Consider the following 20,770-nt stretch of genomic DNA (forward strand, 5'->3'; position numbering starts at 1 on the left):
CCCGGAACAGGCATGCGAAACTTTTCACATGAGTACCCGTAGCCGCGCCGTCCTGCTCAGCGCCGTGGCCGCCGTCGCGGCCCTGACCCTGTCCGCGTGCGGTAAGGGCGGCACCTCCGGAGGCGGTGGCGACACCCACTTCGTCACCGGCAACAACGGCATCGACACCGTCCCCGCCGGCAAGCGCGTCACGGCCCCGGACCTGTCGGGCAGGACCATCGACGGCAAGACCCTGGACGTCGCCGACTACAAGGGCAAGGTCGTCGTCATCAACGTCTGGGGCTCGTGGTGCGGACCGTGCCGCGAGGAGGCGCAGTACTTCGCCAAGGTCTCCAAGGAGTACCAGGACAAGGGCGTCCAGTTCGTCGGCATCAACACCCGGGACACCAGCACCACCCCGGCCGTGAACTTCGAGAAGGAGCACGGCGTCGAGTACCCGAGCCTGTACGACCCCACGGGCAAGCTGATGCTGCGCTTCAAGAAGGGCACCCTCAACCCACAGCTCATCCCCTCCACGCTCGTCATCGACCGGCACGGCAAGGTCGCCGCGCGAGCCCTGGAGGCGCTCGACGACACGGGCCTGCTGAAGATGCTCAAGCCGGTCCTCGCGGAGAAGTGACGTGAGCGCACTGCTGACGCTGGCCGCGGAGACGGGCCGGAACGAGACGGTCCTGCACGGCGCCCTGCTGGTCGCCCTGCCGGTCGCCCTGCTCGCCGGGCTCGTCTCCTTCTTCTCGCCCTGTGTGCTGCCGCTGGTCCCCGGTTACCTCTCGTATGTGACGGGCGTCGCGGGCACCGACCTGGCCGAGGCCAGACGGGGGCGGATGGTGGCCGGCGCCTCCCTGTTCGTGCTGGGCTTCAGCGCCGTGTTCGTCTCCGGCGGTGCGCTCTTCGGCTACTTCGGCTCCAACCTGATCGACTACCAGGGCACCCTGTCCAAGGTGCTCGGCGTGCTCATGATCGCCATGGGCGTCTTCTTCATGGGGCTCCTGCCCTGGTTCACCATGCGCGAGTTCCGCTTCCACAAGCGGCCGACGGGCGGCCTGCTGGGGGCGCCCATACTCGGTGCCCTCTTCGGCGTCGGCTGGACGCCCTGCATGGGACCGACGCTCTCCTCGGTGAACTTCCTCTCCTTCCAGGAGTCGAGCGCGGCGCGCGGCTCGCTGCTGATGGTCGTCTACTGTCTCGGCCTCGGCGTGCCGTTCGTGCTCACCGCGATCGGCTTCCGCAAGGCCCTCGGCGCCTTCGCCTGGGTCAAGCGCCACTATGTGTGGGTGACGCGCATCGGCGGCTCGATGATGATCCTGACCGGTGTGCTGCTGCTGACCGGTGCCTGGAACAGTCTGGTGCAGCAGATGCAGACCTGGTCCGGCGGCTTCAATGTGGGGATCTGACCGATGAGCAAGACCGACACCGACACGAGCCGGGACCGGGAGGAGCTGGGAGCGGCCGGCTCCCAGCTGTCCACCGCGCCGCAGGAGGAGCAGACGAGCCTGCCCGGCCTCGGTGTCATCGGCTGGGCACGCTGGTTCTGGCGGCAGCTGACCTCCATGCGGGTCGCGCTGCTGCTGCTCCTGCTGCTCTCGCTCGGCGCGATCCCCGGCTCGCTGATCCCGCAGACCGGCGCCGACGCGAGCAAGGTCGAGGACTTCCGCGCCGCCCACAAGACGCTGGCGCCGGTCTACGACAAGCTCGGCCTGTTCCACGTCTACAGCTCGGTGTGGTTCTCCGCGATCTACATCCTGCTGTTCGTCTCCCTCATCGGCTGCATCGTCCCCCGCACCTGGCAGTTCGTCGGCCAGCTCCGCGGCCGCCCGCCGGCCGCGCCCAAGCGGCTGACCCGGCTGCCCGCCTACACCACCTGGCGCACCACCGAGGACCCGGAGCGGGTCCGCGAGGCCGCGCTCGCGCTGCTGAAGAAGCGCCGCTTCCGCGCCCACGTCGCCGGTGACGCCGTCGCCGCCGAGAAGGGCTACGTGCGCGAACTGGGCAACCTGGTCTTCCACATCGCCCTGATCGCGCTGCTGGTCGCCTTCGCCTCGGGCCAGCTCTACAAGTCCGACGGCACCAAGCTGATGGTGGAGGGGGACGGCTTCTCCAACGCGCTGCCGATGTACGACGACTTCAAGTCGGGCAGCCTGTTCGAGCCCGACGACCTGGTCCCGTTCAGCTTCGATCTGAAGGACTTCAAGGGGACCTACGAGCTGAGCGGCCCCAACAGGGGCACCGCGCGCACCTTCCAGGCGAAGATCCGTTACAGCAGGGGCGCCTACGGCAAGGAGACCACGACCACCATCAAGGTCAACGAGCCGCTGAAAATCGGCGACTCCAAGGTCTACCTGGTCAGCCACGGTTACGCGCCCGTGATCACCGTCCGGGACGGCAAGGGCAAGGTGGTCTACCGCGACGCCGTGCCGCTGCTGCCGCTCGACGGCAACGTCACCTCCCAGGGTGTCGTCAAGGTCATGGACGGCTACCGCGACGCCAAGGGCAAGAAGGAGCAGCTCGGCATCAAGGCCTTCTTCCTGCCGACCTACGGCGGGGCCGGCATGGAGATCGCCTCGGCCTTCCCCGCGCTGCTGAACCCGGTGCTGAACCTGGAGCCGTACCACGGTGACCTGGGCGTCGACTCGGGCCTGCCGCAGAGCGTGTACCAGCTCGACAAGACCCACATGAAGGACTACAAGGACGCCAAGGGCGCGCAGCTCAGGGACAACCTCAAGCCCGGCGAGACCATGACGCTGCCCAACGGCGCCGGCTCCATCACCTTCGAGAAGGACGTCAAGGAGTGGGCCGGCTTCGAGATCGTCCAGGAGCCGGGCGGTGGCTGGGCGCTCACCGGTGCCCTCGCCGCGATCTTCGGCCTGGCCGCGTCCCTGTTCATCCAGCGCCGCCGGGTCTGGGTGCGCGCGGTGCGCGGTGCCGACGGCGTCACGGTGGTCGAGATGGCCGGGCTCGGCCGCAGCGAGTCCGCGAAGGTGCCCGACGAGCTGGGCGACCTCGCCGGAATCCTCTACGACCAGGCGCCGGGGGCACCCGACCCCGACGACGACTCCGCAGAAACCCCCGACCCCCAAGTCGTACCTGCCGAAGGGGCTGAGAAGTGACTCTCGCCGCCGCAACCGATCTCGCCGCCGCGACCAACGAAAACCTCGCGAGCATCAGCAACACGCTGATCTACTCGTCGATGGCGGTCTACACCCTGGCCTTCTTCGCCTACATCGCCGAGTGGCTGTTCGGCAGCCGCAGCAAGGTCGCCCGTACGGCCGCCGCGCTCACCGCCGACAGCGAGCGGAGGGCGGGCGCGCCCCCCGTCACCGTGAAGCGGTCGGGCGGCACCGCGGTGCTGGAGCGGCCGAAGGTCGTCGTCCGCTCGGCGTCCGGCGCGCGGGACGTGCCGGACGGGCCCGGCGCGCACGGCGGCGACGAACAGGGCGACCTCTACGGCCGGATCGCCATCTCCCTCACCGTGCTCGCGTTCCTGGTGGAGCTGGGCGGCGTCGTCGCCCGCGCGGCCTCCGTGGAGCGGGCGCCGTGGGGCAACATGTACGAGTTCAACATCACCTTCTCCACGGTCGCCGTCGGCGTGTACCTCGCGCTGCTGGCCCTGAAGAAGAACGTGCGCTGGCTCGGCCTGTTCCTCGTCACGACGGTCCTGCTGGACCTGGGTCTCGCGGTCACCGTGCTGTACACGGCCAGCGACCAGCTCGTGCCGGCCCTGCACTCGTACTGGCTGTACATCCACGTCTCCACCGCCATCTTCTGCGGTGCCGTGTTCTACGTCGGCGCGGTCGCCACGATCCTGTACCTGTTCAAGGACTCGTACGAGAACAAGCTCCAGCTCGGTGGCAAGCCCGGCAAGTTCGCCTCCTCGGTGCTGGAGCGGCTGCCCGCCTCCGCGTCCCTGGACAAGTTCGCCTACCGCGTCAACGCGGCCGTCTTCCCGCTGTGGACGTTCACGATCATCGCGGGCGCGATCTGGGCGGGCGACGCCTGGGGCCGGTACTGGAACTGGGACCCGAAGGAGACGTGGTCCTTCATCACGTGGATCGCCTACGCCTGTTACCTGCACGCCCGGGCCACGGCCGGCTGGAAGGGCCGCAAGGCCGCCTACCTGGCGCTGATCGCCTTCGGCTGCTGGCTGTTCAACTACTACGGCGTCAACATCTTCGTCACCGGCAAGCACTCCTACGCGGGCGTGTAACCGCCGCCGGAGCGAGGCCGGTTCCTGTGACACGGGTCGCGGGAACCGGCCTTCGCCGTCCGGACGGGCAACAGGACGTGGACACACATCCGCGCTGGTGGGTGCCGCAAGTTCTAGGTCTGGATGTATCTGCTCCGGGACGCGATCGTGCAGGGGCAGGTCACCAGCGACACGGCGGTGCTGCGCCGGGCCGTCGTGGATCGCGTGGGGCAGCGGCCGTAACCGCGTGCGCATCCCCGGGCCCGGGGGCAGGCTGGTGTCATGAGCGGTTCCATCGCACAGGGCACCAGCCAGACGCACGGGAACACGCACATCCTGCACTTCGTGGTGCGGCTCCCGCAGCGCATGGAGGACGTCTGGCGCGCGCTGGCCACGCCCGAGGGGCTGGCGTCCTGGTTCACCGCCGCCGACGTGCTCGAACCCCGGCTCGGCGGCGCGGTCACCCTGCGCGACCTGGGCGACGGGCAGGTCACCGCGTGGGACGTGGACCGGGTCGCGGAGTACACGGTCGAGGGCGGCGGCCGGCTCCGGTTCCATCTGGAGCGGGACGGGGAGGACGGCAGCGTGCTCCGCTTCACCCACGAGTTCCAGGGCGAGGAGGAGTCGGAACAGCGCTGGCGGAACCGGTTCGAATGTCTGATCGAGGCGCTGGGGGCGGGCGGGAGCTGAGCGCCTAGGAGACCGCGGGCAGGCTGTCGTGGGCCACCGACGCGATCCGGTCCCGCAGCCGCTCGACGTACAGCCGCATGTTCTTCGCCGCGACGTCCGTGTCCGGGTACCGGCTCGCCAGCCACAACCCGTCGGGCAGCCGGTTCACCCACACGCACACCTGGTCGCCGTACGACACCCGCATCAGCCCGTACGCCTTCAGCTCCGCCCACCGCTCGGCGCCCGGGATGGCGCGGGCGTCGACGTACGACACGATCGAGTACAGGTCCGGGGAGGTCGGCCGGAAGTCGGCGCCGAGCAGGCTCAGCACCCGGGCCAGCGGCATCCGGGCCAGCGACCGGTTCGCCTGGAGCTCGGCGCGGACCGCCCGCAGGGCCTCCGGGAAGCCGCGGGTGCGGCCCACGGGCACCTCGATCGGGGCGCCGCCCACGTACCAGCCCACCGAATCCGTCCACCGCGACTTCACCCGGGTGTGGAAGGGCACCACCGTCCGGTACACCGGCTGCCCGCCGAGTTCGTGCACGATCAGCCCGGTCGCGGCCAGCAGCCCGACCAGGCTGCCGCCGTACGGCCGGCAGTACGCCTCGAACGCCGCCGCCGCGTCCGCGTCCGCCAGCGGCTCGCTCAGCATCCGCTGCGTGGGCAGCGGGCCGCCCGGGGTCAGGCCCAGGTCCACCGGGAAGCCCGGCAGCGTGCCGTCGCAGCGGTGGATGAACTCCCGCCAGCGGTCCACGAACGCGTGCCCGCCGTCGATGCCGTCCGCGTCCGCGCGCTCGATCTCGCAGAAGTCGACGTAACTCGCGGCCGGTGTCGCGGAGTCCGGTTCGGTCCCGGCCAGCTCCGCCGCGTACAGCTCGTGGATCTCGGCGACGAGCCGGTGCAGGGAGTAGGCGTCGACGTTGCTGTGGTCGAAGGCCATGTAGACGCTCGCGCCGTCGTCCCGCACGACCGCCGTGTAGATCAGGTTGGGCCAGCGCAACGCGTCCGCGACCGTGTCGAAGCGGTCCTGGAGGTGCCGGACGAGGGCGTCGGCGTCGGGGAAGTCGCCCACGTCCCTGCGGCGCAGGGACACGTCGGCCGCGTCGAGCGTGAACCGGCGCAGTTCGTCACCGGCCCAGCGGAAGCCGCTGCGCAGCGTCTCGTGCCGTACGGTCCAGGCGCGCAGCGCCCGTTCCAGCACGTCGAGGTCGACCGGGCCGGGCAGGTCGAAGGCGGTGCCGAGCCAGGTCGGCACGAACAGCCCGTCGTCCCGGACGCACTTGGCCGTCCTGATGTGCGACTCCTGGATGTAGGCGGGCGGCCGGGAGTCCTCCGGGAGCGCCGTCGCCGCCGCGACGGTCGCCGGGCTCAACGTCCACTCGACGAGCCGTCCCGGCCGGACCTCGCAGCGCTGGATGTCAGTGATTCGCACGCGTCTCCCATCGCAGAAGGGGGCCCCTGGATGCGGGCCCCCTGGAAGCCAATGCCGTGGGACGCGGGCGGGACATGCCCGTCCGGTTCATTTCAACGGAACGGGTGGCGAGCCGAACGCGGAAGTGAATAACCGTCGGTGACCGGTCCGAGGTTCACTCGACGGTGATCGAGTCCAGCTTCTCCCGCAGGTACACGTGCGAGTCGACGGGCGGGTACGCCACCCGGCCCACCGGCGCCGGAAGGGACTCCACCCGTGTGCCCGGGGTGCACTCGCCGAAGTAGACGAGTGAGATCAGCTCCTCGGTGGGCGCGTCGACGGGCGGCGGGAGCACCCGGTGCCGCCCGGACCGCCACCGGTCGCCGGTCCAACGGGCCAGCAGGTCGCCGATGTTGACCGTGAACGCGGCCGGGTCGTAGGGCGCGTCCTGCCAGCCGTCCGCGTCGGTGTACACCTGGAGCCCGCCCTTGCCGGCCTGCCGGTCCAGGACGGTGACGGTCCCGAAGTCGGTGTGCGGCCCGATCCGGAACTGCCCGGGCGCCGGCGCGCCGACGACCTCCGTCCCCGGGTACCAGTTGATGTTGAAGCCGTACGTCGGGTGGTCCATGTGCCGGGTGAAGAAGTCGGCGCCGAGCCCGAGCGCGCACGCGAGCAGGGCCAGCAGCTCCTTCTCCAGCGCGACCATCCGGCCCAGGTACTCCTCGCACAGCCCGCGCAGCGCGGGCACCTCCGCCGGCCACACGTTGGGCGCGTACCACTCGGCGTTGACGACCGGGTCCTCGAACGGCTCGGCGGTGGCGAAGGTCAGCGACTCCTTCAGGTCCGGCGGGGTCTCGGTGCCCTCCGCGTACCCGTTGGCCTCGGCACCCGGCCCGAGCCAGCCGCGTCCGCCGACCTTCGCCGCGTAGCGCTGCTTGACCTCGGCGGGCAGCAGGAAGAACTCCCGGGCGGCCGACCGGATCCCGGCCCGCAGCGCGGGGTCCACGCCGTGCCCGGTGACCAGCAGGAAGCCGGCGGACTGCAGGGCCTGGTCGACGGTGCGGGCGAGCACGGCCCGCCGCATCGCGTCCCCTTCGGTCCAGATCCGCAGATCGATGGTGGGAATCACACCAGCCATGTTTGCACTCCCCGGCGCTGCGCGGACCCGCCTTCATGGGGGTGGCCGCAGGGACAAAGCGGTATGTCGGCGATACTTGGGCACATGGCTTACGACGATCTTCGCTCCCTCCTGCGGGCGCTGGAGCGCGAGGGTGACCTCAAACGCATCAAGGCCGAGGTCGACCCGTATCTGGAAGTCGGGGAGATCGTCGACCGGGTGCAGAAGTCCGGCGGTCCGGCGTTGCTCTTCGAGAACGTGCGCGGCTCGGACATGCCCCTCGCCATGAACGTGTACGGCACCGACCGCCGGCTGCTGAAGGCGCTGGGCCTGAAGTCGTACGGCGAGATCTCCGAGAAGATCGGCGGCCTGCTGCGGCCCGAGCTGCCGCACGGCTTCGTCGGCGTCCGCGAGGCCTTCGGGAAGCTGGGCGCGATGGCCCACGTCCCGCCGAAGAAGGTGAAGCCCGACAACGCGCCCGTGCAGGAGGTCGTCCTCCAGGGCGACGACGTCGACCTGGAGCGGCTCCCGGCGCTGTTCACCTGGCCGAAGGACGGCGGTTCGTTCTTCAACCTCGGCCTGACCCACACCAAGGACCCCGAGACCGGCATCCGGAACCTGGGCCTGTACCGCCTCCAGCGCCACGACAAGCGCACCATCGGCATGCACTGGCAGATCCACAAGGACAGCCGGAACCACTACCAGGTGGCCGCGCGGAGGGGCGAGCGGCTCCCGGTGGCCATCGCCTTCGGATGTCCGCCCGCCGTGACGTACGCCTCCACCGCCCCCCTCCCCGGCGACATCGACGAGTACCTCTTCGCCGGCTTCCTCGCGGGCAAGCGGATCGAGATGGTCGACTGCAAGACGGTCCCGCTCCAGGTCCCGGCGAACGCCGAGGTGGTCCTGGAGGGCTGGCTGGAGCCCGGCGAGATGCTGCCCGAGGGCCCCTTCGGCGACCACACCGGCTTCTACACCCCGCAGGAACCCTTCCCGGCCCTGAGGATCGACTGCGTGACGATGCGCAGGCGCCCCCTGCTCCAGTCGATCGTCGTCGGCCGCCCCCCGACGGAGGACGGCCCGCTCGGCCGCGCCACGGAACGCTTCTTCCTGCCCCTGCTCAAGATCATCGTCCCGGACATCGTGGACTACCACCTGCCCGAGGCCGGCGGCTTCCACAACTGCGCGATCGTCTCGATCGACAAGAAGTACCCGAAGCACGCGCAGAAGGTGATGCACGCGATCTGGGGGGCACACATGATGTCCCTCACCAAGCTGATCGTGGTCGTGGACGCCGACTGTGACGTGCACGACCTGCACGAGGTCGCCTGGCGGGCCCTCGGCAACACCGACTACGCCCGCGACCTCACGGTCGTGGAGGGCCCCGTCGACCACCTGGACCACGCCTCCTACCAGCAGTTCTGGGGCGGCAAGGCGGGCATCGACGCGACGAGGAAGTGGCCCGAGGAGGGCTACACCCGCGACGGCGGCTGGCCCGACATGGTCCTGTCGGACCCGGATACGGCGGCCCTGGTGGACCGTCGCTGGAAGGAGTACGGACTGTGACGTCGGCCTCTGCCGCCATCCCCCAGCCCGGCCGCACCAAGGCGTTCCTGCGCCTGGTGATGATCGAGCACTCGGTCTTCGCGCTCCCCTTCGCCTACATCGCCTCCCTCACGGCGATGTACGAGTGGGACCGGAACATCCACTGGGGCCGCCTGCTCCTGGTCACCGTCTGCATGGTCGGCCTGCGCACCTTCGCCATGGCGGTCAACCGGATCATCGACCGCGAGATCGACGCCCGGAACCCGCGCACGGCCCACCGCGAGCTCGTCACCGGCGCGATGTCGGTGCGGCACGCCTGGACGGGCGCCCTGATCGCCCTGGTGGTCTTCCTGGGCGCGGCGGCCCTGCTGAACCCGCTCTGCCTGGCGCTCGCGCCGGTGGCGGTCATCCCGATGGTGGTCTACCCCTACGGCAAGCGGTTCACCAACTTCCCCCAGGCCATCCTGGGCCTCGCCCAGTCCATGGGCCCCATCGGCGGCTGGCTCGCGATCAGCGGCGAGTGGTCCTGGACGGCGGTGATCCTCGGCCTCGCCGTCGGCGTCTGGATCGGCGGCTTCGACCTGATCTACGCCTGCCAGGACGTCGAGACCGACCGCGAGATCGGCGTGCTGTCGGTCCCGGCCCGCTTCGGCGTCCCGGCCGCGATCCGGGGCGCGCGGGTGTGCCACACGATCACCACGGCGCTCTTCGTCTGGTACGGCCTGGACACCCACGCCGGCGCGTTCTTCTGGCTGGGCCTGCTGATCGTCGCGGGTGCCTTCCTCTACGAACACTCCATCGTCCGGCCCCACGACCTGTCCCGCCTGAACAGGGCGTTCTTCTCGGTCAACGGCTTCATCGGCATCGCCCTGTTCGTGTGCGCGCTGCTCGATCTCCTCGTACGCGGTCTGACCGTGTGAGCAGCCCGGCACCACCCGGCCTGAGGGCGGTCGGGCGCGCCGGTACGCTCAAGGTGTGAACGCAGGAGAAACGCAGCGTGTGCCTTGGATCGTGGGGGTGTCCGGAGCTTCCGGGACGCCGTACGCGGCTGCCGTGCTGCGGGCGCTGCTGGAGGCCGGGGAAGCGGTGGACCTCGTGGTCAGCCGGGCCTCACGGCTGACGCTGCTGGACGAGACGGGCATCTCGTTCCGGGACGCCCACTGGCAGGACGACCTGCGGGAATGGCTGGCGCGTGGCGCCGACGGCAAGCCCGGCACCTTCGACGTGGACGTCAGCGGCGTGCGGTACTGGAGCGCGGGCGATCTCGCCGCCGGCCCGTCCTCGGGGTCGTACCCGGCGAAGGGCATGCTCATCGTGCCCGCCTCCACCGCCTCGGTGGCCGGTGTGGCGCTGGGGCTGTCCAAGGACCTGCTCCAGCGCGCGGCGAGCGTCACACTGAAGGAGCGCCGGACGCTGGTCGTGGCCGTACGGGAGACCCCTTTGAACGGGCAGACGCTGCGCCACCTCGTCGCGCTGGACGACGCCGGCGCCACGGTCGTCCCGGCCTCGCCCGCCTTCTACGCGGGCGCCACCCACATCCAGGACCTGGTGGACTTCGTCGCCGGGCGCGTGCTGGACGCGGCGGGTGTCGCACACGGCCTGTACCGGCGCTGGCGGGGCGAGCTGGGCGGCGGCGCGTCCGGCACGTAAGGCAAGCAGCAGTACCCCTCATCACTCCAGGAACTTTCACCGGAAGGCTTCGATCGCATGGACGCGGTGGACAGGCAGCTCATCCAGGCCCTGAGGGAGAACGGCCGGGCCTCCTACGCGGAGCTGGGGCGCCTTGTCGGCCTGTCGGGCCCCAGCGTCACCGACCGCATCAACCGGCTGGAGGCGGCCGGTGTCATCACCGGCTACCGCGCGACCGTGAACGCGGCCTCCCTCGGCCTGGGCGTCACCGCCCTGATCGGCATCTCGCTCTCCGACGCCGCCGACCACGAGGACGTCGCCCAGCGGCTGCGGGACCTGCCGGAGATCGAGGACTGCTGGTTCATCGCCGGTGACGACTCCTTCATGCTCAAGGTCCGCTCGACGGACGTGGACGGCCTGGAGAAGACCATCCGCCGGCTCAGCGGCACGAAGGGCGTCTCCCGCACCCGTACCACGATCGTGCTGTCCACCAAGTGGGAGAACCGGGTCGGAGAACTTCCGGAAGAGGTCTAGGGATACCGTTGGTCGAGTTGTCGTAGAAAGGTGTGGGTATGGACGTCGGCCTCAAGCGCGAGCTGGAGGAGAAGGTCCGCTCCGGTGAGCGGCTGACCCGCGAGGACGGCATCGCGCTCTACGAGTCGGACGACCTGGCCTGGCTCGGCGGACTCGCCCACGAGGTGCGCACCCGCAAGAACGGTGACGTCGTCCACTTCAACGTCAACCGGCACCTGAACATGACGAACGTGTGCACGGCCTCCTGCGCCTACTGCTCGTTCCAGCGCAAGCCGGGCGAGAAGGACGCGTACACGATGCGCATCGAGGAGGCCGTCAAGCTCGCCAAGGCGATGGAGTCGGAGAACCTCACCGAGCTGCACATCGTCAACGGCCTGCACCCGAACCTGCCGTGGCGGTACTACCCGCGCTCCCTGCGCGAGCTGAAGAAGGCCCTGCCCAACGTCTCCCTCAAGGCCTTCACGGCGACCGAGATCCACCACTTCGAGACCATCAGCGGTCTGTCGGCGTCCGAGATCCTCGACGAGCTGATCGACGCGGGCCTGGAGTCGCTGACCGGCGGTGGCGCCGAGATCTTCGACTGGGAGGTCCGGCAGCACATCGTGGACCACCGCACCCACTGGGAGGACTGGTCCCGCATCCACCGCCTGGCGCACGAGAAGGGTCTGAAGACCCCGTGCACCATGCTGTACGGCCACATCGAGGAGCCCCGGCACCGCGTCGACCACGTCCTGCGCCTGCGCGAGCTCCAGGACGAGACCGGCGGCTTCCAGGTCTTCATCCCGCTGCGCTACCAGCACGACTTCGTGGACATGAAGGACGGCAAGGTGCGCAACACCCTCCAGGCGCGCACCCAGATGGCGACCGGCGCGGAGGCGCTGAAGACCTTCGCGGTGTCGCGGCTGCTGTTCGACAACGTCCCGCACGTCAAGGTCTTCTGGGTCATGCACGGCGTGCAGACCGCCCAGCTCGCCCTCCAGCACGGCGCCGACGACATGGACGGGTCGGTGGTGGAGTACAAGATCACCCACGACGCGGACAACTTCGGCACGCCGAACAAGCTGACCCGCGAGGACCTGCTGGAACTGATCCGCGACGCGGGCTTCCGCCCGGTGGAACGCAACACGCGGTACGAGATCATCCGCGAGTACGACGGTCCCGACCCGGCGCGCCGGGAGTCCCCCCAGCCGATGCGGGTCTGACTTTCCGGCGAGGGCCGGCTGAGCCAACCAGGGGCGCGGGGAACCGCGCGAGAACCCCCACGCACCCGCACCCGGGCGACGGCCTGAACGACCCCTCGATTCCCCGCCGGAACGAGGGGTACCCGCCGGGCATGCCAGCAACGAAGGCCCCCGAGGACGCGTACACCGCGGAGCCGTTCGTGCCGGACGGCGCCGACCTGCAAGCCCTCCGCCAAGCCGCCGCAGGGTGCCGCGGCTGCCCCCTGCACCGCGCCGCCACCCGGACCGTCTTCGGCGCCGGAAACACCGACGCCCGCGTGATGCTCGTGGGGGAGCAGCCCGGCGATCAGGAGGACCGGCAGGGGAGGCCGTTCGTCGGCCCGGCCGGCAAGCTGCTCGACCGGGCCCTGGCGGAGGCCGGTATCGACCCTTCCGAGGCCTACGTCACCAACGCGGTCAAGCACTTCAAGTTCACGCAGGCCGAACCCCGCAAGCGCCGTATCCACAAGGCGCCGAGCCTGCGCGAGATGACGGCCTGCGGCCCCTGGCTCGCGGCGGAGCTGGCGCTGGTGGAGCCGGAGCTGATCGTGATCCTGGGCGCGACGGCCGGGAAGGCGCTGCTGGGGTCCTCGTTCCGGGTGAGCCAGGTCCGCGGGACCGTACTGGAGGAGGAGATCCACGGCCGGCCGGAGCGGCTGGTGCCGACCGTGCACCCGTCGGCCGTGCTGCGCGCGGACGACCGTGAGCAGGCGTACCAGGGCCTGGTGGCCGACCTGAAGGTGGCTGCACGCGCCCTTGGGTAATAAGTAAACTTCCGGCGTGCCTCTTACCTTCACCCTGGACCCCGCCATCACCCCCGCCCTCCGCGACGGCATCCTCGACCTGTGGACGGACGTCTCCGACGCGGGCGGCGCCGTCGGCTTCGTACCACCGGTGACCCGCGAGGAGATACGCCCGGAGCTGGTACGGCACTTCGTGCAGATGGCCGAGGGCCGCACCCGGCTGCTCGTCGGCCACGACGAGGCCGGCGAGGTCGCCGCGGCCGCCTTCCTCACCCGCAACACCCACCGGCTGATGACCCACTGGCTGTGGCTGTACACGGTGATGGTCCACCCCCGCCACCAGGGCCGGGGCTACGGCCGCGACCTGCTGGCCGCCGCCGCGGACGCGGCCCGCGCGATGGAGGGCATCGAGGCGATCCGGCTGACCTGCCGGGGCGGGCTGGGCCTGGAGCGGTTCTACGGCTCCTGCGGCTACAAGGAGGTCGGCCGCGTCCCGGACGCCATCCGGGTCGCGCCCGGCGACGACCGCGACGACATCATCATGCTGCTCCCGCTCCGCTGACACCGACCCCCCTGCGTGATCGCCCACCGCTCGTGCTTCACTGGACGATGACCCCTTTTGGAATCGGACGAGTGGATTGAGATGCTCCGCTACACGCTGATGCGCCTCGGTATCTTCGCGGGCTGCCTCTTGATCGTCTGGGGAGCCGTCTACTCGGGCATCTTCCCGCGCGGCTTCGGCGAGTCCAACGGACTGTGGGTCCTGCTGCTCGCCCTGGTCCTCTCCGCGCCGATCAGCTGGGTGGTGCTGCGCAAGGAGCGGGACCGGGCCTCGGTGCAGATCGTTCAGAAGGTCGACCGGATGAAGGCCAACCTGGACGCCAACCGCAGCCAGGAGGACGTCGCCGACGACGCGTCGCGGACACAGGGCGAGGCCGCCGCGTCCAGCTAGTCCCGCCGTCGGCCCCACTAGGCTTGCCCGCATGGGTGCCGTCAAGACCAAACGGATGCCGAGGGCGGTGCGGGAGCAGCAGATGCTCGACGCTGCCGTACGGATCTTCGGACAGCGCGGGTACATGGCCGCCTCGATGGACGAGATCGCCGAACTCGCGGGCGTGTCCAAGCCGTTGGTCTACCTGTACCTGAACTCGAAGGAAGACCTCTTCACCGCCTGCATCCGCCGCGAGGCCGCCGCGCTCACGGAGGCCGTGCGCGCGGGTGTCCGGCCGGGGCTGCCCGCCGACCGGCAACTCTGGGGCGGCTTGCGGGCGTTCTTCGCGCACACCGCCGAGCACCCCGACGGCTGGTCGGTGCTGCACCTCCAGGCCCGTACGCACGGGGAGCCCTTCGCGGCCGAGGTCGCCGCGATGCGCGCGGAGATCGTCGCGTTCGTGACCCGCCTGGTCGCGGACGCGGCCCGCGAGGCTCACCGCGACCCCGACCTCCCCGAACACGAGGTGGCCGGCCTCGCCGAGGCACTGGTCGGCGCCGCCGAGTCCCTGGCCGCCTGGGCCAACGCCACCCCGGGGACGACGGCCCGCCAGGCAGCGGCCACGCTGATGAACTTCGCGTGGGCGGGCCTGGGCAACCTGATGCGAGGTCAGGTCTGGACGCCGCCGACCGATCCGGCCTAGGGGCGCGGGGAACGGCGCGAGCGACCCCCGCGGGCCCGCACCCGGCGACGGTCCTCACTTCCCCCGCACGTCCCCCTCCACATGCACCCGCCCGCCCCCGGCACCCCGCAGCTCGAACCGCCCGCTCCCGTCGGCCCCGTACACCACCGTCCCCGGCAGCAACACCGGATCCCGGAACCGCGCCCGCACCACGGCGGAGCCGCCCGTGCCGTGGGCGGCCAGGCAGCGGGCCAGGGTCCACATGCCGTGGGCGATGGCGCGGGGGAAGCCGAAGAGGCGGGCGGTGAGGGGGTACAGGTGGATGGGGTTGCGGTCGCCGGAAGCGGCACCGTACCGCCGCCCCACGTCCCCGGCGAGGTTCCACTCGGCGACGACGGGCAGCACCGCGTCCGCGTGCGCTCGTGGCGCGGGTGAGGTGACCGCGTCGGTGCGGTGCCGGGCCAGATACGTGCTGCGGGACTCCCACACCACGCTCCCGCCCGACCGCAGCTCCGTCACCACCGTCGCCTCCGTCCCCCGCCGGTGCGCGGCCAACCCGGCGACCCACACACCGAGTTCGTACTCCCCGTCGGCCGTCGGCGCGGCGCTCTGCACGATCTCGATCGACGTGTGCACCAGCCCCAGCAGCGGCAGCGGGAAGTCCCGTCCGCTCATCAGCCGCATGGCCAGCGGGAAGCCGAGGACGTGCGGGTAGGTGACCGGCAGGTGGGGCTCGCCGGTCGGGAAGCCGCAGACCCGTTCGTACGCGGTCAGCCTGGCCAGGTCCACGCGCACGCCGGGCAGCACGAGGCGGGTGCGCGGGAAGGCCGCGTCGGGGGCGGGGCGCTTGAAGGGCGAGCGCAGGGCGCCCCGGGCCAGCAGCGGGGCCAGCGCGGGGGGCGCGGTCAGGGTGACGGCGGTCATCACGCCCCCAGCAGGCTCTGGCCGCAGACGCGGACGACCTGGCCGTTGACCGTGCCGGAGGCCGGGTGGGCGAGCCAGGCGGTGGTCTCGGCGACGTCGACGGGCAGCCCGCCCTGCGCCAGGGAGTTCATGCGGCGGCCCGCCTCCCGGATGAACAGCGGGATCGCGGCGGTCATCCTCGTCTCGATGAACCCGGGCGCCACCGCGTTGACGGTCACCCCGTGCTCGGCGAGCGCGCGCGGCCCGAGGGACCGTACGAGGCCGGCGATCCCCGCCTTGCTCGCACCGTAGTTGGTCTGGCCCGCGTTGCCCGCGAGCCCGGCGATGGAGGCGGTGGCCACGATCCGGCCGCCGGTGCGCAGGGCGCCCCGGGCGAGCAGCGCGTCGGTGGTGCGCAGCACGCTGCCCAGGTTGACCTCCAGCACCGCCTGCCACCGGTCCGCCGGCATGTTGGCCAGCCGCCGGTCCCGGGTGATGCCCGCGTTGTGAACGAGGACGTCCAGCCCGTCGGGGAGGGCGGCGACGATGCGCTCGCCCGCGTCGGCGGCGGTGATGTCGAGGGCGAGGGCGGTGCCGCCGAGCCGTTCGGCGACCCGGCGGGCGTCGGCCTCGGCGGCGGGCACGTCGAGTACGACGACCCGGGCGCCGTCCCGCGCCAGCGTCCCGGCGACGGACTCGCCGATGCCGCGCGCGCCCCCGGTGACCAGCGCGGTCCGCCCGGCGAGCGGCCGCTCCCAGTCGGCCGGGGCGGTGACCTCTCCGCCGCCGACCTCGATCACCTGGCCGCTGACGTAGGCGGACCGGGGGGAGAGCAGGAACCGCAGGGTGGACTCGGCGGCTTCGGCGTCCGTCAGCCGGACCAGGTTGACGGTCCTGCCCCGCCCGATCTCCTTGCCGAGCGAGCGGGTGAGGCCCTCCAGGGCCTGCTGGGCGGCCGACCGGTGGTGGTCGGCGGGGTCGAGCGGGGTGCCCAGCACCAGCACCCGGCCGCTCGGGGCGACGGACCGTACGACGGGGTGGAGGGCCGCGTGCACCTCGGCCAGCGTGTCGACGTCCCCGACTCCGGTGGCGTCCAGGACGACGGCGGCGGGCTCGCGGTCCCCGGGGGCGAGGCCGGTACGGCCCAGGACGGGCGCGAGGTCGAGGGCGGACTTCCCGGCGGTCAGGTGCAGCAGCGGGCCGGGCAGCGCGGGCCGCCCCGGTGACCACCGGATCAGCTCGGCCGGCTGGGGCAGGCCCAGGCGCCGGGTGAGGAAACGGCCGGGGGCCGTGCCGGTGAAGCTGAGGTAGCGGTCGGCCATGTGCGACTCCCGCGCGACTCGGTTCCGAAGAGCTGGAAATTGCTTACTCTGGAGTAAGGTTACCGAAGGTAAGCCGTGGTGGGCCACTGCCGGGTGAGCCACCGCCACGGGTGAGGAGCAGATCGACATGAGCCCCCTGGAGCCACCCCGCGCACGCCGGGTCGCGGTGCTCGGCGGCACCCGCGTCCCGTTCGCCCGCTCCGACGGCCCCTACGCCACCGCGAGCAACCAGGAGATGCTGACCGCCGCCCTGAACGGCCTCACCGACCGCTACGGCCTCCACGGCCCCGGCGCGGTCGGCGAGTTCGTCGCCGGCGCGGTCCTCAAGCACAGCCGGGACTTCAACCTGGCCCGCGAGACCGTGCTCGGCTCCGAGCTGGACCCGCGCACCCCCGCCTACGACATCCAGCAGGCCTGCGGCACCGGACTCCAGGCCGTCATCGCCGCCGCCAACAAGATCGCCCTCGGCCAGACCGAGTCGGCGGTGGCGGGCGGCGCCGACACGGCGAGCGACGCGCCCCTCGGCGTCAACGACGACCTCCGCCGCATCCTCCTGGAGGCCCGCCGGGCGAAGTCCGCGTCCGCCCGCCTGAAGGCGCTGGCCCGCATCCGCCCCGCGCACCTGGTCCCGGACGTCCCGCGCAACGCCGAGCCGCGCACCGGCCTGTCGATGGGCGAGCACGCGGCGGTCACCGCCCGCGCCTGGGGCATCTCCCGCCAGGCCCAGGACGAACTGGCGGCCACCAGTCACCGGCGCCTCGCCGCCGCCTACGAGCGGGGCTTCTTCACGGACCTGGTCATCCCCTTCCGGGGGCTGGAACGGGACCAGAACCTCCGCCCCGACTCCACCCCGGAGAAACTCGCCGCCCTGAAACCGGTGTTCGGCACGGACCACCCCGACCCCACCATGACGGCCGGCAATTCCACTCCCCTCACCGACGGCGCGGCCCTCGTCCTGCTGGCGAGCGAGGAATGGGCCGAGGCGCGCGGCCTGGAGCCGCTCGCGTACCTGACCGCGTACGAGACGGCGGCCGTCGACTTCGTCCACGGTGACGTGAGGGACGGCGAGGACGGCCTGCTGATGGCACCGGCGTACGCGGTCCCCCGCCTGCTGGAGCGCACCGGCCTGGACCTGGCCGACTTCGACCTGGTCGAGATCCACGAGGCCTTCGCCTCCCAGGTGCTGGCGACGCTCGCGGCCTGGAAGAAGCGGGGCCTGCCGCCCCTGGACCGCGCCCGCCTGAACCCCACCGGCTCCTCCCTGGCCACGGGCCACCCCTTCGCGGCGACGGGCGCCCGTATCGTGGCGACCCTGGCCAAGCAGCTGGCGGAGCGGGAGGGCCCGGGCAAGGGGCTGATCTCGGTCTGCGCGGCGGGCGGCCAGGGGGTGACGGCGATCCTGGAACGCCCCTGAGGCCGGGCCGCCGGGCGCGGGAGAGCCGGCGCCGGGCGAAGGTGAACACCCGTCACATAACCCCCGAGGCTGCACATCCCCGGCCCCGGACCATTCCCGAACCCGCACAACCCCCTCACAGCGGAGTCGTACGATCACCTGCCTAACCAGCGGTAACCCCTTTCCGTGAGAGGCTCACCGCAGGTGCACGCACGCCAGAGGAGCCGCCCGTGTCCACGCCGTACCCGACCCCGCCCGCCTCCTCCGGCACCCCGGTCTCCGCCACCGACTACGACGGCCGCCCGGTCCTCGTCGAACCCGAGATACGCCGGCTCGACGGAGCCGTACGGGAAGTGGCCGTCCCCCCGTTCGCGCCCCCGGTCACCCACGGCTCCCTCGCCGACCTCCCGTACGAGAACGCGGAGGCCGCCCCCGACCAGGTCGTCCTCAGCCGCAAGCTCTCCGACGGCAGTTGGCGGGACGTGACGGCCGCCCGCTTCGCCGCCGAGGTGCAGGCCGTGGCCAAGGGGCTGATCGCCGAAGGGCTGGTGCCCGGCGACCGCATCGCCGTCATGTCCCGCACGACGTACGACTGGACCCTGCTCGACTTCGCCGCCTGGGCGGCCGGCCTGGTCACGGTCCCGATCTACCCCACCTCCTCCGTCTTCCAGACCCGCTGGATCCTCCACGACTCCGGCGCGGTCGCCCTGGTCACCGAGACCGCCGCCCAGGCCGCCGCCATCGGCCCCGAACTCGCGCACCTGCCCGACCTGCGCCACCTGTGGGTGATGGAGAAGGACCACGTCGCCCGGCTCGCCGACGCGGGCGCACCGGTGCCGGACGGCGAGACCGGCGTACGCCGGGGCATGCTCGGCCCCGACACGCTCGCCACCCTCATCTACACCTCGGGCACCACCGGCCGGCCCAAGGGCTGCGCCCTCTCGCACGGCAACTTCTTCGCCGAGGTCGACAACGCGATCGAACTCCTCTACCCCGTCTTCAAGGCGAAGGGCGAGGACCCGTCGGTCCTGCTCTTCCTCCCCATGTCCCACGTCTTCGGCCGCATGGTGGCCATCGCCTGCGTCCGCGCCCGTGTCCGCCTCGGCCACGCCCCCAGCCTGGCCCCGCAGGACCTCCTCCCGGACCTCGACGCCTTCAAACCGACCTGTCTGCTGACCATTCCGTACATGCTGGAGAAGGTGTACAACTCCGCGCGCGCCAAGGCGGAGGCCGGCGGCCGGGCGTCGGTCTTCGACCGGGCGGCGGCCGTGGCCCAGCGCTACGGCGAGGCGCTGGAGGCCCGCCAGACCGGCGCGGGCAACGGTCCGGGGCGCGCCCTGAAGACACAGCGGGCCTTCTACGACCCCCTCGTCTACCGCCGCATCCGCGCCGCCATGGGCGGCCGCGTCCGGTACGCCATCTGCGGCGGCTCCCCGCTCGGCCGGCGCCTCGCCGCGTTCTACGCCGGTGCCGGCATCGAGATCTTCGAGGGCTACGGCCTCACGGAGACCACCGGCGCCTCCACGGTCACCCCGCCCCTGAAACCCCGCCTGGGCACGGTCGGCTGGCCGCTGCCCGGCGCGCGGGTGAGGATCGCGGCGGACGGCGAGATCCTCATCGGCGGCGACCACGTGCTGCGCGGCTACTGGGACCCCCAGGCGGGCGGAGTGGTCCCCGCGACCCGCGACGGCTGGCTGCCGACGGGCGACCTCGGCGAACTGGACGACGAGGGCTACCTGACCATCACCGGCCGCAAGAAGGAACTCCTGATCACCGCGGGCGGCAAGTCGGTGGCCCCGGCCCCGCTGGAGAACTGGCTGCGCCAGCACCCGCTGATCTCCCAGGTGATGCTGGTGGGCGACGCCCGCCCCTACGTCGCGGCCCTGATCACCCTCGACCGCGACGGCATCACCCACTGGCGCCAGATGATCGGCAAGCACCCGGTGCCGCCGGAACTCCTGGTCGACGACGAGGAGTTGAGGGCCGTCCTCCAGCGGGCGATCGACGAGGCGAACCGCATGGTCTCCCGCCCCGAGTCCATCCGCCGCTTCGCCGTCCTCCCGGTCGACTTCACCGAGTCGGCAGGCCACCTGACCCCTTCCATGAAACTGCGACGCGAGCAGATCCTGCGGGACTTCGCGGGCGAGGTGGAGGGGTTGTACGAGCGCTGAGGGAAGGGAGGGGGGAGGGGAGGGGACCGGGGTTGGCAGGTGACCGTTGGGCCGCTCGCTTCCCGGCCAGTGTCGTGCTTCTGCGGCCCGCGCCTCGCCAGCACGCCGGGTGGGTCAAGCGGCTTGCGGTGGGGTGGGGGGCTGAGTGGTGGGGGGCGATTGGTGTTCGTGGGGCCGGAAGCCCGGCGCCGGAGGTCCCATGAGCCCCTCAGGTCACAAGGGATCGGTGATTGGCGGATTTGGGCCACCCCCGCCGACCGAACAGCCGCTTGACCTGCCCCTTTGTCCGCGCCCCTTGGTGCAAATCCGCCAATCAGGGT

The 20,770-nt window shown here is 71.5% G+C and carries 20 protein-coding genes; 16 read left to right on the forward strand and 4 right to left on the reverse strand.

The genetic code is table 11. The features are described 5' to 3' along the window. Positions 1-28 precede the first annotated feature (28 nt). From OO52_RS03760 to OO52_RS03780, 5 genes are all read left to right on the forward strand, one after another. Positions 29-619, forward strand: coding sequence for a TlpA family protein disulfide reductase (locus OO52_RS03760; RefSeq protein ID WP_196944838.1), 591 nt, complete (start codon positions 29-31; stop codon positions 617-619). Position 620: 1 nt separating this feature from the next. Beyond that, complete coding sequence (locus OO52_RS03765; protein ID WP_030640923.1) at positions 621-1,394, forward strand: cytochrome c biogenesis CcdA family protein; 774 nt, start codon at positions 621-623, stop codon at positions 1,392-1,394. 3 nt (positions 1,395-1,397) lie between these two features. Further along, positions 1,398-3,107: a cytochrome c biogenesis protein ResB gene (gene resB, locus OO52_RS03770; RefSeq protein ID WP_030640925.1), complete on the forward strand. Its 1,710-nt coding sequence runs from the start codon at positions 1,398-1,400 to the stop codon at positions 3,105-3,107. Then, positions 3,104-4,204 carry a c-type cytochrome biogenesis protein CcsB gene (gene ccsB, locus OO52_RS03775; protein WP_030640927.1) on the forward strand — a complete coding sequence of 367 codons (1,101 nt, stop codon included), beginning with the start codon at positions 3,104-3,106 and terminating at the stop codon, positions 4,202-4,204. Before resB ends, ccsB begins: the two co-directional genes overlap by 4 nt. A 261-nt stretch (positions 4,205-4,465) precedes the next feature. Beyond that, a complete protein-coding gene (locus OO52_RS03780; RefSeq protein WP_030640928.1) occupies positions 4,466-4,873 on the forward strand; it encodes an SRPBCC domain-containing protein in 408 nt (135 codons plus the stop codon). Positions 4,874-4,877: 4 nt separating this feature from the next. On the opposite strand, the gene OO52_RS03785 is transcribed toward OO52_RS03780, so the two are convergent. Both OO52_RS03785 and OO52_RS03790 read right to left on the reverse strand, forming a co-directional pair. Beyond that, positions 4,878-6,284, reverse strand: coding sequence for a condensation domain-containing protein (locus tag OO52_RS03785; RefSeq protein ID WP_030640930.1), 1,407 nt, complete (start codon positions 6,282-6,284; stop codon positions 4,878-4,880). Positions 6,285-6,438: 154 nt separating this feature from the next. Continuing rightward, positions 6,439-7,401: an isopenicillin N synthase family dioxygenase gene (locus OO52_RS03790; RefSeq protein WP_030640932.1), complete on the reverse strand. Its 963-nt coding sequence runs from the start codon at positions 7,399-7,401 to the stop codon at positions 6,439-6,441. 84 nt (positions 7,402-7,485) lie between these two features. Between OO52_RS03790 and OO52_RS03795 the strand changes: the two genes are divergently transcribed. The 9 genes from OO52_RS03795 (at position 7,486) to OO52_RS03835 (ending at position 14,682) form a co-directional block, all read left to right on the forward strand. Further along, positions 7,486-8,943, forward strand: coding sequence for a menaquinone biosynthesis decarboxylase (locus tag OO52_RS03795; protein WP_030640935.1), 1,458 nt, complete (start codon positions 7,486-7,488; stop codon positions 8,941-8,943). Continuing rightward, entirely contained in the window at positions 8,940-9,842 is a 903-nt protein-coding gene (gene mqnP / locus OO52_RS03800; RefSeq protein WP_030640937.1) for a menaquinone biosynthesis prenyltransferase MqnP, read from the forward strand. Before OO52_RS03795 ends, mqnP begins: the two co-directional genes overlap by 4 nt. A gap of 79 nt (positions 9,843-9,921) precedes the next feature. Then, positions 9,922-10,572, forward strand: a complete 651-nt coding sequence (locus tag OO52_RS03805; RefSeq protein WP_030640939.1) for a UbiX family flavin prenyltransferase — start codon at positions 9,922-9,924, stop codon at positions 10,570-10,572. Positions 10,573-10,629: 57 nt separating this feature from the next. Further along, positions 10,630-11,085, forward strand: coding sequence for an Lrp/AsnC family transcriptional regulator (locus tag OO52_RS03810; RefSeq protein WP_030640941.1), 456 nt, complete (start codon positions 10,630-10,632; stop codon positions 11,083-11,085). A 38-nt stretch (positions 11,086-11,123) separates the two neighbouring features. Further along, positions 11,124-12,287 (forward strand): aminofutalosine synthase MqnE, encoded by a 1,164-nt coding sequence (gene mqnE, locus OO52_RS03815; protein ID WP_030640943.1) that lies wholly within the window; start codon positions 11,124-11,126, stop codon positions 12,285-12,287. 131 nt (positions 12,288-12,418) lie between these two features. Continuing rightward, complete coding sequence (locus OO52_RS03820) at positions 12,419-13,069, forward strand: UdgX family uracil-DNA binding protein (RefSeq protein ID WP_030640945.1); 651 nt, start codon at positions 12,419-12,421, stop codon at positions 13,067-13,069. Between the two features lie 16 nt (positions 13,070-13,085). Further along, positions 13,086-13,610, forward strand: coding sequence for a GNAT family N-acetyltransferase (locus OO52_RS03825; protein ID WP_030640947.1), 525 nt, complete (start codon positions 13,086-13,088; stop codon positions 13,608-13,610). A gap of 81 nt (positions 13,611-13,691) precedes the next feature. Then, entirely contained in the window at positions 13,692-14,000 is a 309-nt protein-coding gene (locus OO52_RS03830; protein ID WP_030640949.1) for a DUF4229 domain-containing protein, read from the forward strand. A gap of 31 nt (positions 14,001-14,031) precedes the next feature. Next, positions 14,032-14,682 (forward strand): TetR/AcrR family transcriptional regulator, encoded by a 651-nt coding sequence (locus OO52_RS03835; protein ID WP_030640951.1) that lies wholly within the window; start codon positions 14,032-14,034, stop codon positions 14,680-14,682. Between the two features lie 54 nt (positions 14,683-14,736). Here OO52_RS03835 and OO52_RS03840 read toward each other — a convergent pair whose 3' ends face one another. Next, positions 14,737-15,585: a MaoC family dehydratase gene (locus tag OO52_RS03840; protein WP_030640953.1), complete on the reverse strand. Its 849-nt coding sequence runs from the start codon at positions 15,583-15,585 to the stop codon at positions 14,737-14,739. Further along, positions 15,585-16,886, reverse strand: coding sequence for a 3-oxoacyl-ACP reductase (locus tag OO52_RS03845; protein ID WP_030640955.1), 1,302 nt, complete (start codon positions 16,884-16,886; stop codon positions 15,585-15,587). Before OO52_RS03845 ends, OO52_RS03840 begins: the two co-directional genes overlap by 1 nt. A gap of 127 nt (positions 16,887-17,013) precedes the next feature. Here OO52_RS03845 and OO52_RS03850 point away from each other — a divergent pair, with 127 nt between their 5' ends. Next, complete coding sequence (locus OO52_RS03850; protein WP_030640957.1) at positions 17,014-18,300, forward strand: acetyl-CoA C-acetyltransferase; 1,287 nt, start codon at positions 17,014-17,016, stop codon at positions 18,298-18,300. Positions 18,301-18,509: 209 nt separating this feature from the next. Continuing rightward, complete coding sequence (locus OO52_RS03855; RefSeq protein ID WP_030640959.1) at positions 18,510-20,450, forward strand: AMP-dependent synthetase/ligase; 1,941 nt, start codon at positions 18,510-18,512, stop codon at positions 20,448-20,450. Positions 20,451-20,770 lie beyond the last annotated feature (320 nt).

The organism is Streptomyces flaveolus, from assembly GCF_000716535.1.
Taxonomy (GTDB): Bacteria; Actinomycetota; Actinomycetes; order Streptomycetales; family Streptomycetaceae; genus Streptomyces; species Streptomyces flaveolus_A.

Bases quoted from the DNA above. Each gene is read 5' to 3' on its own strand.
- OO52_RS03760 (WP_196944838.1), top strand. From the start codon at position 29: ATGAGTACCCGTAGCCGCGCCGTCCTGCTCAGCGCCGTGGCCGCCGTC.
- resB (WP_030640925.1), top strand. From the start codon at position 1,398: ATGAGCAAGACCGACACCGACACGAGCCGGGACCGGGAGGAGCTGGGA.
- OO52_RS03780 (WP_030640928.1), top strand. From the start codon at position 4,466: ATGAGCGGTTCCATCGCACAGGGCACCAGCCAGACGCACGGGAACACG.
- OO52_RS03790 (WP_030640932.1), bottom strand. From the start codon at position 7,401: ATGGCTGGTGTGATTCCCACCATCGATCTGCGGATCTGGACCGAAGGG.
- OO52_RS03795 (WP_030640935.1), top strand. From the start codon at position 7,486: ATGGCTTACGACGATCTTCGCTCCCTCCTGCGGGCGCTGGAGCGCGAG.
- OO52_RS03810 (WP_030640941.1), top strand. From the start codon at position 10,630: ATGGACGCGGTGGACAGGCAGCTCATCCAGGCCCTGAGGGAGAACGGC.
- mqnE (WP_030640943.1), top strand. From the start codon at position 11,124: ATGGACGTCGGCCTCAAGCGCGAGCTGGAGGAGAAGGTCCGCTCCGGT.
- OO52_RS03820 (WP_030640945.1), top strand. From the start codon at position 12,419: ATGCCAGCAACGAAGGCCCCCGAGGACGCGTACACCGCGGAGCCGTTC.
- OO52_RS03830 (WP_030640949.1), top strand. From the start codon at position 13,692: ATGCTCCGCTACACGCTGATGCGCCTCGGTATCTTCGCGGGCTGCCTC.
- OO52_RS03835 (WP_030640951.1), top strand. From the start codon at position 14,032: ATGGGTGCCGTCAAGACCAAACGGATGCCGAGGGCGGTGCGGGAGCAG.
- OO52_RS03840 (WP_030640953.1), bottom strand. From the start codon at position 15,585: ATGACCGCCGTCACCCTGACCGCGCCCCCCGCGCTGGCCCCGCTGCTG.
- OO52_RS03845 (WP_030640955.1), bottom strand. From the start codon at position 16,886: ATGGCCGACCGCTACCTCAGCTTCACCGGCACGGCCCCCGGCCGTTTC.
- OO52_RS03850 (WP_030640957.1), top strand. From the start codon at position 17,014: ATGAGCCCCCTGGAGCCACCCCGCGCACGCCGGGTCGCGGTGCTCGGC.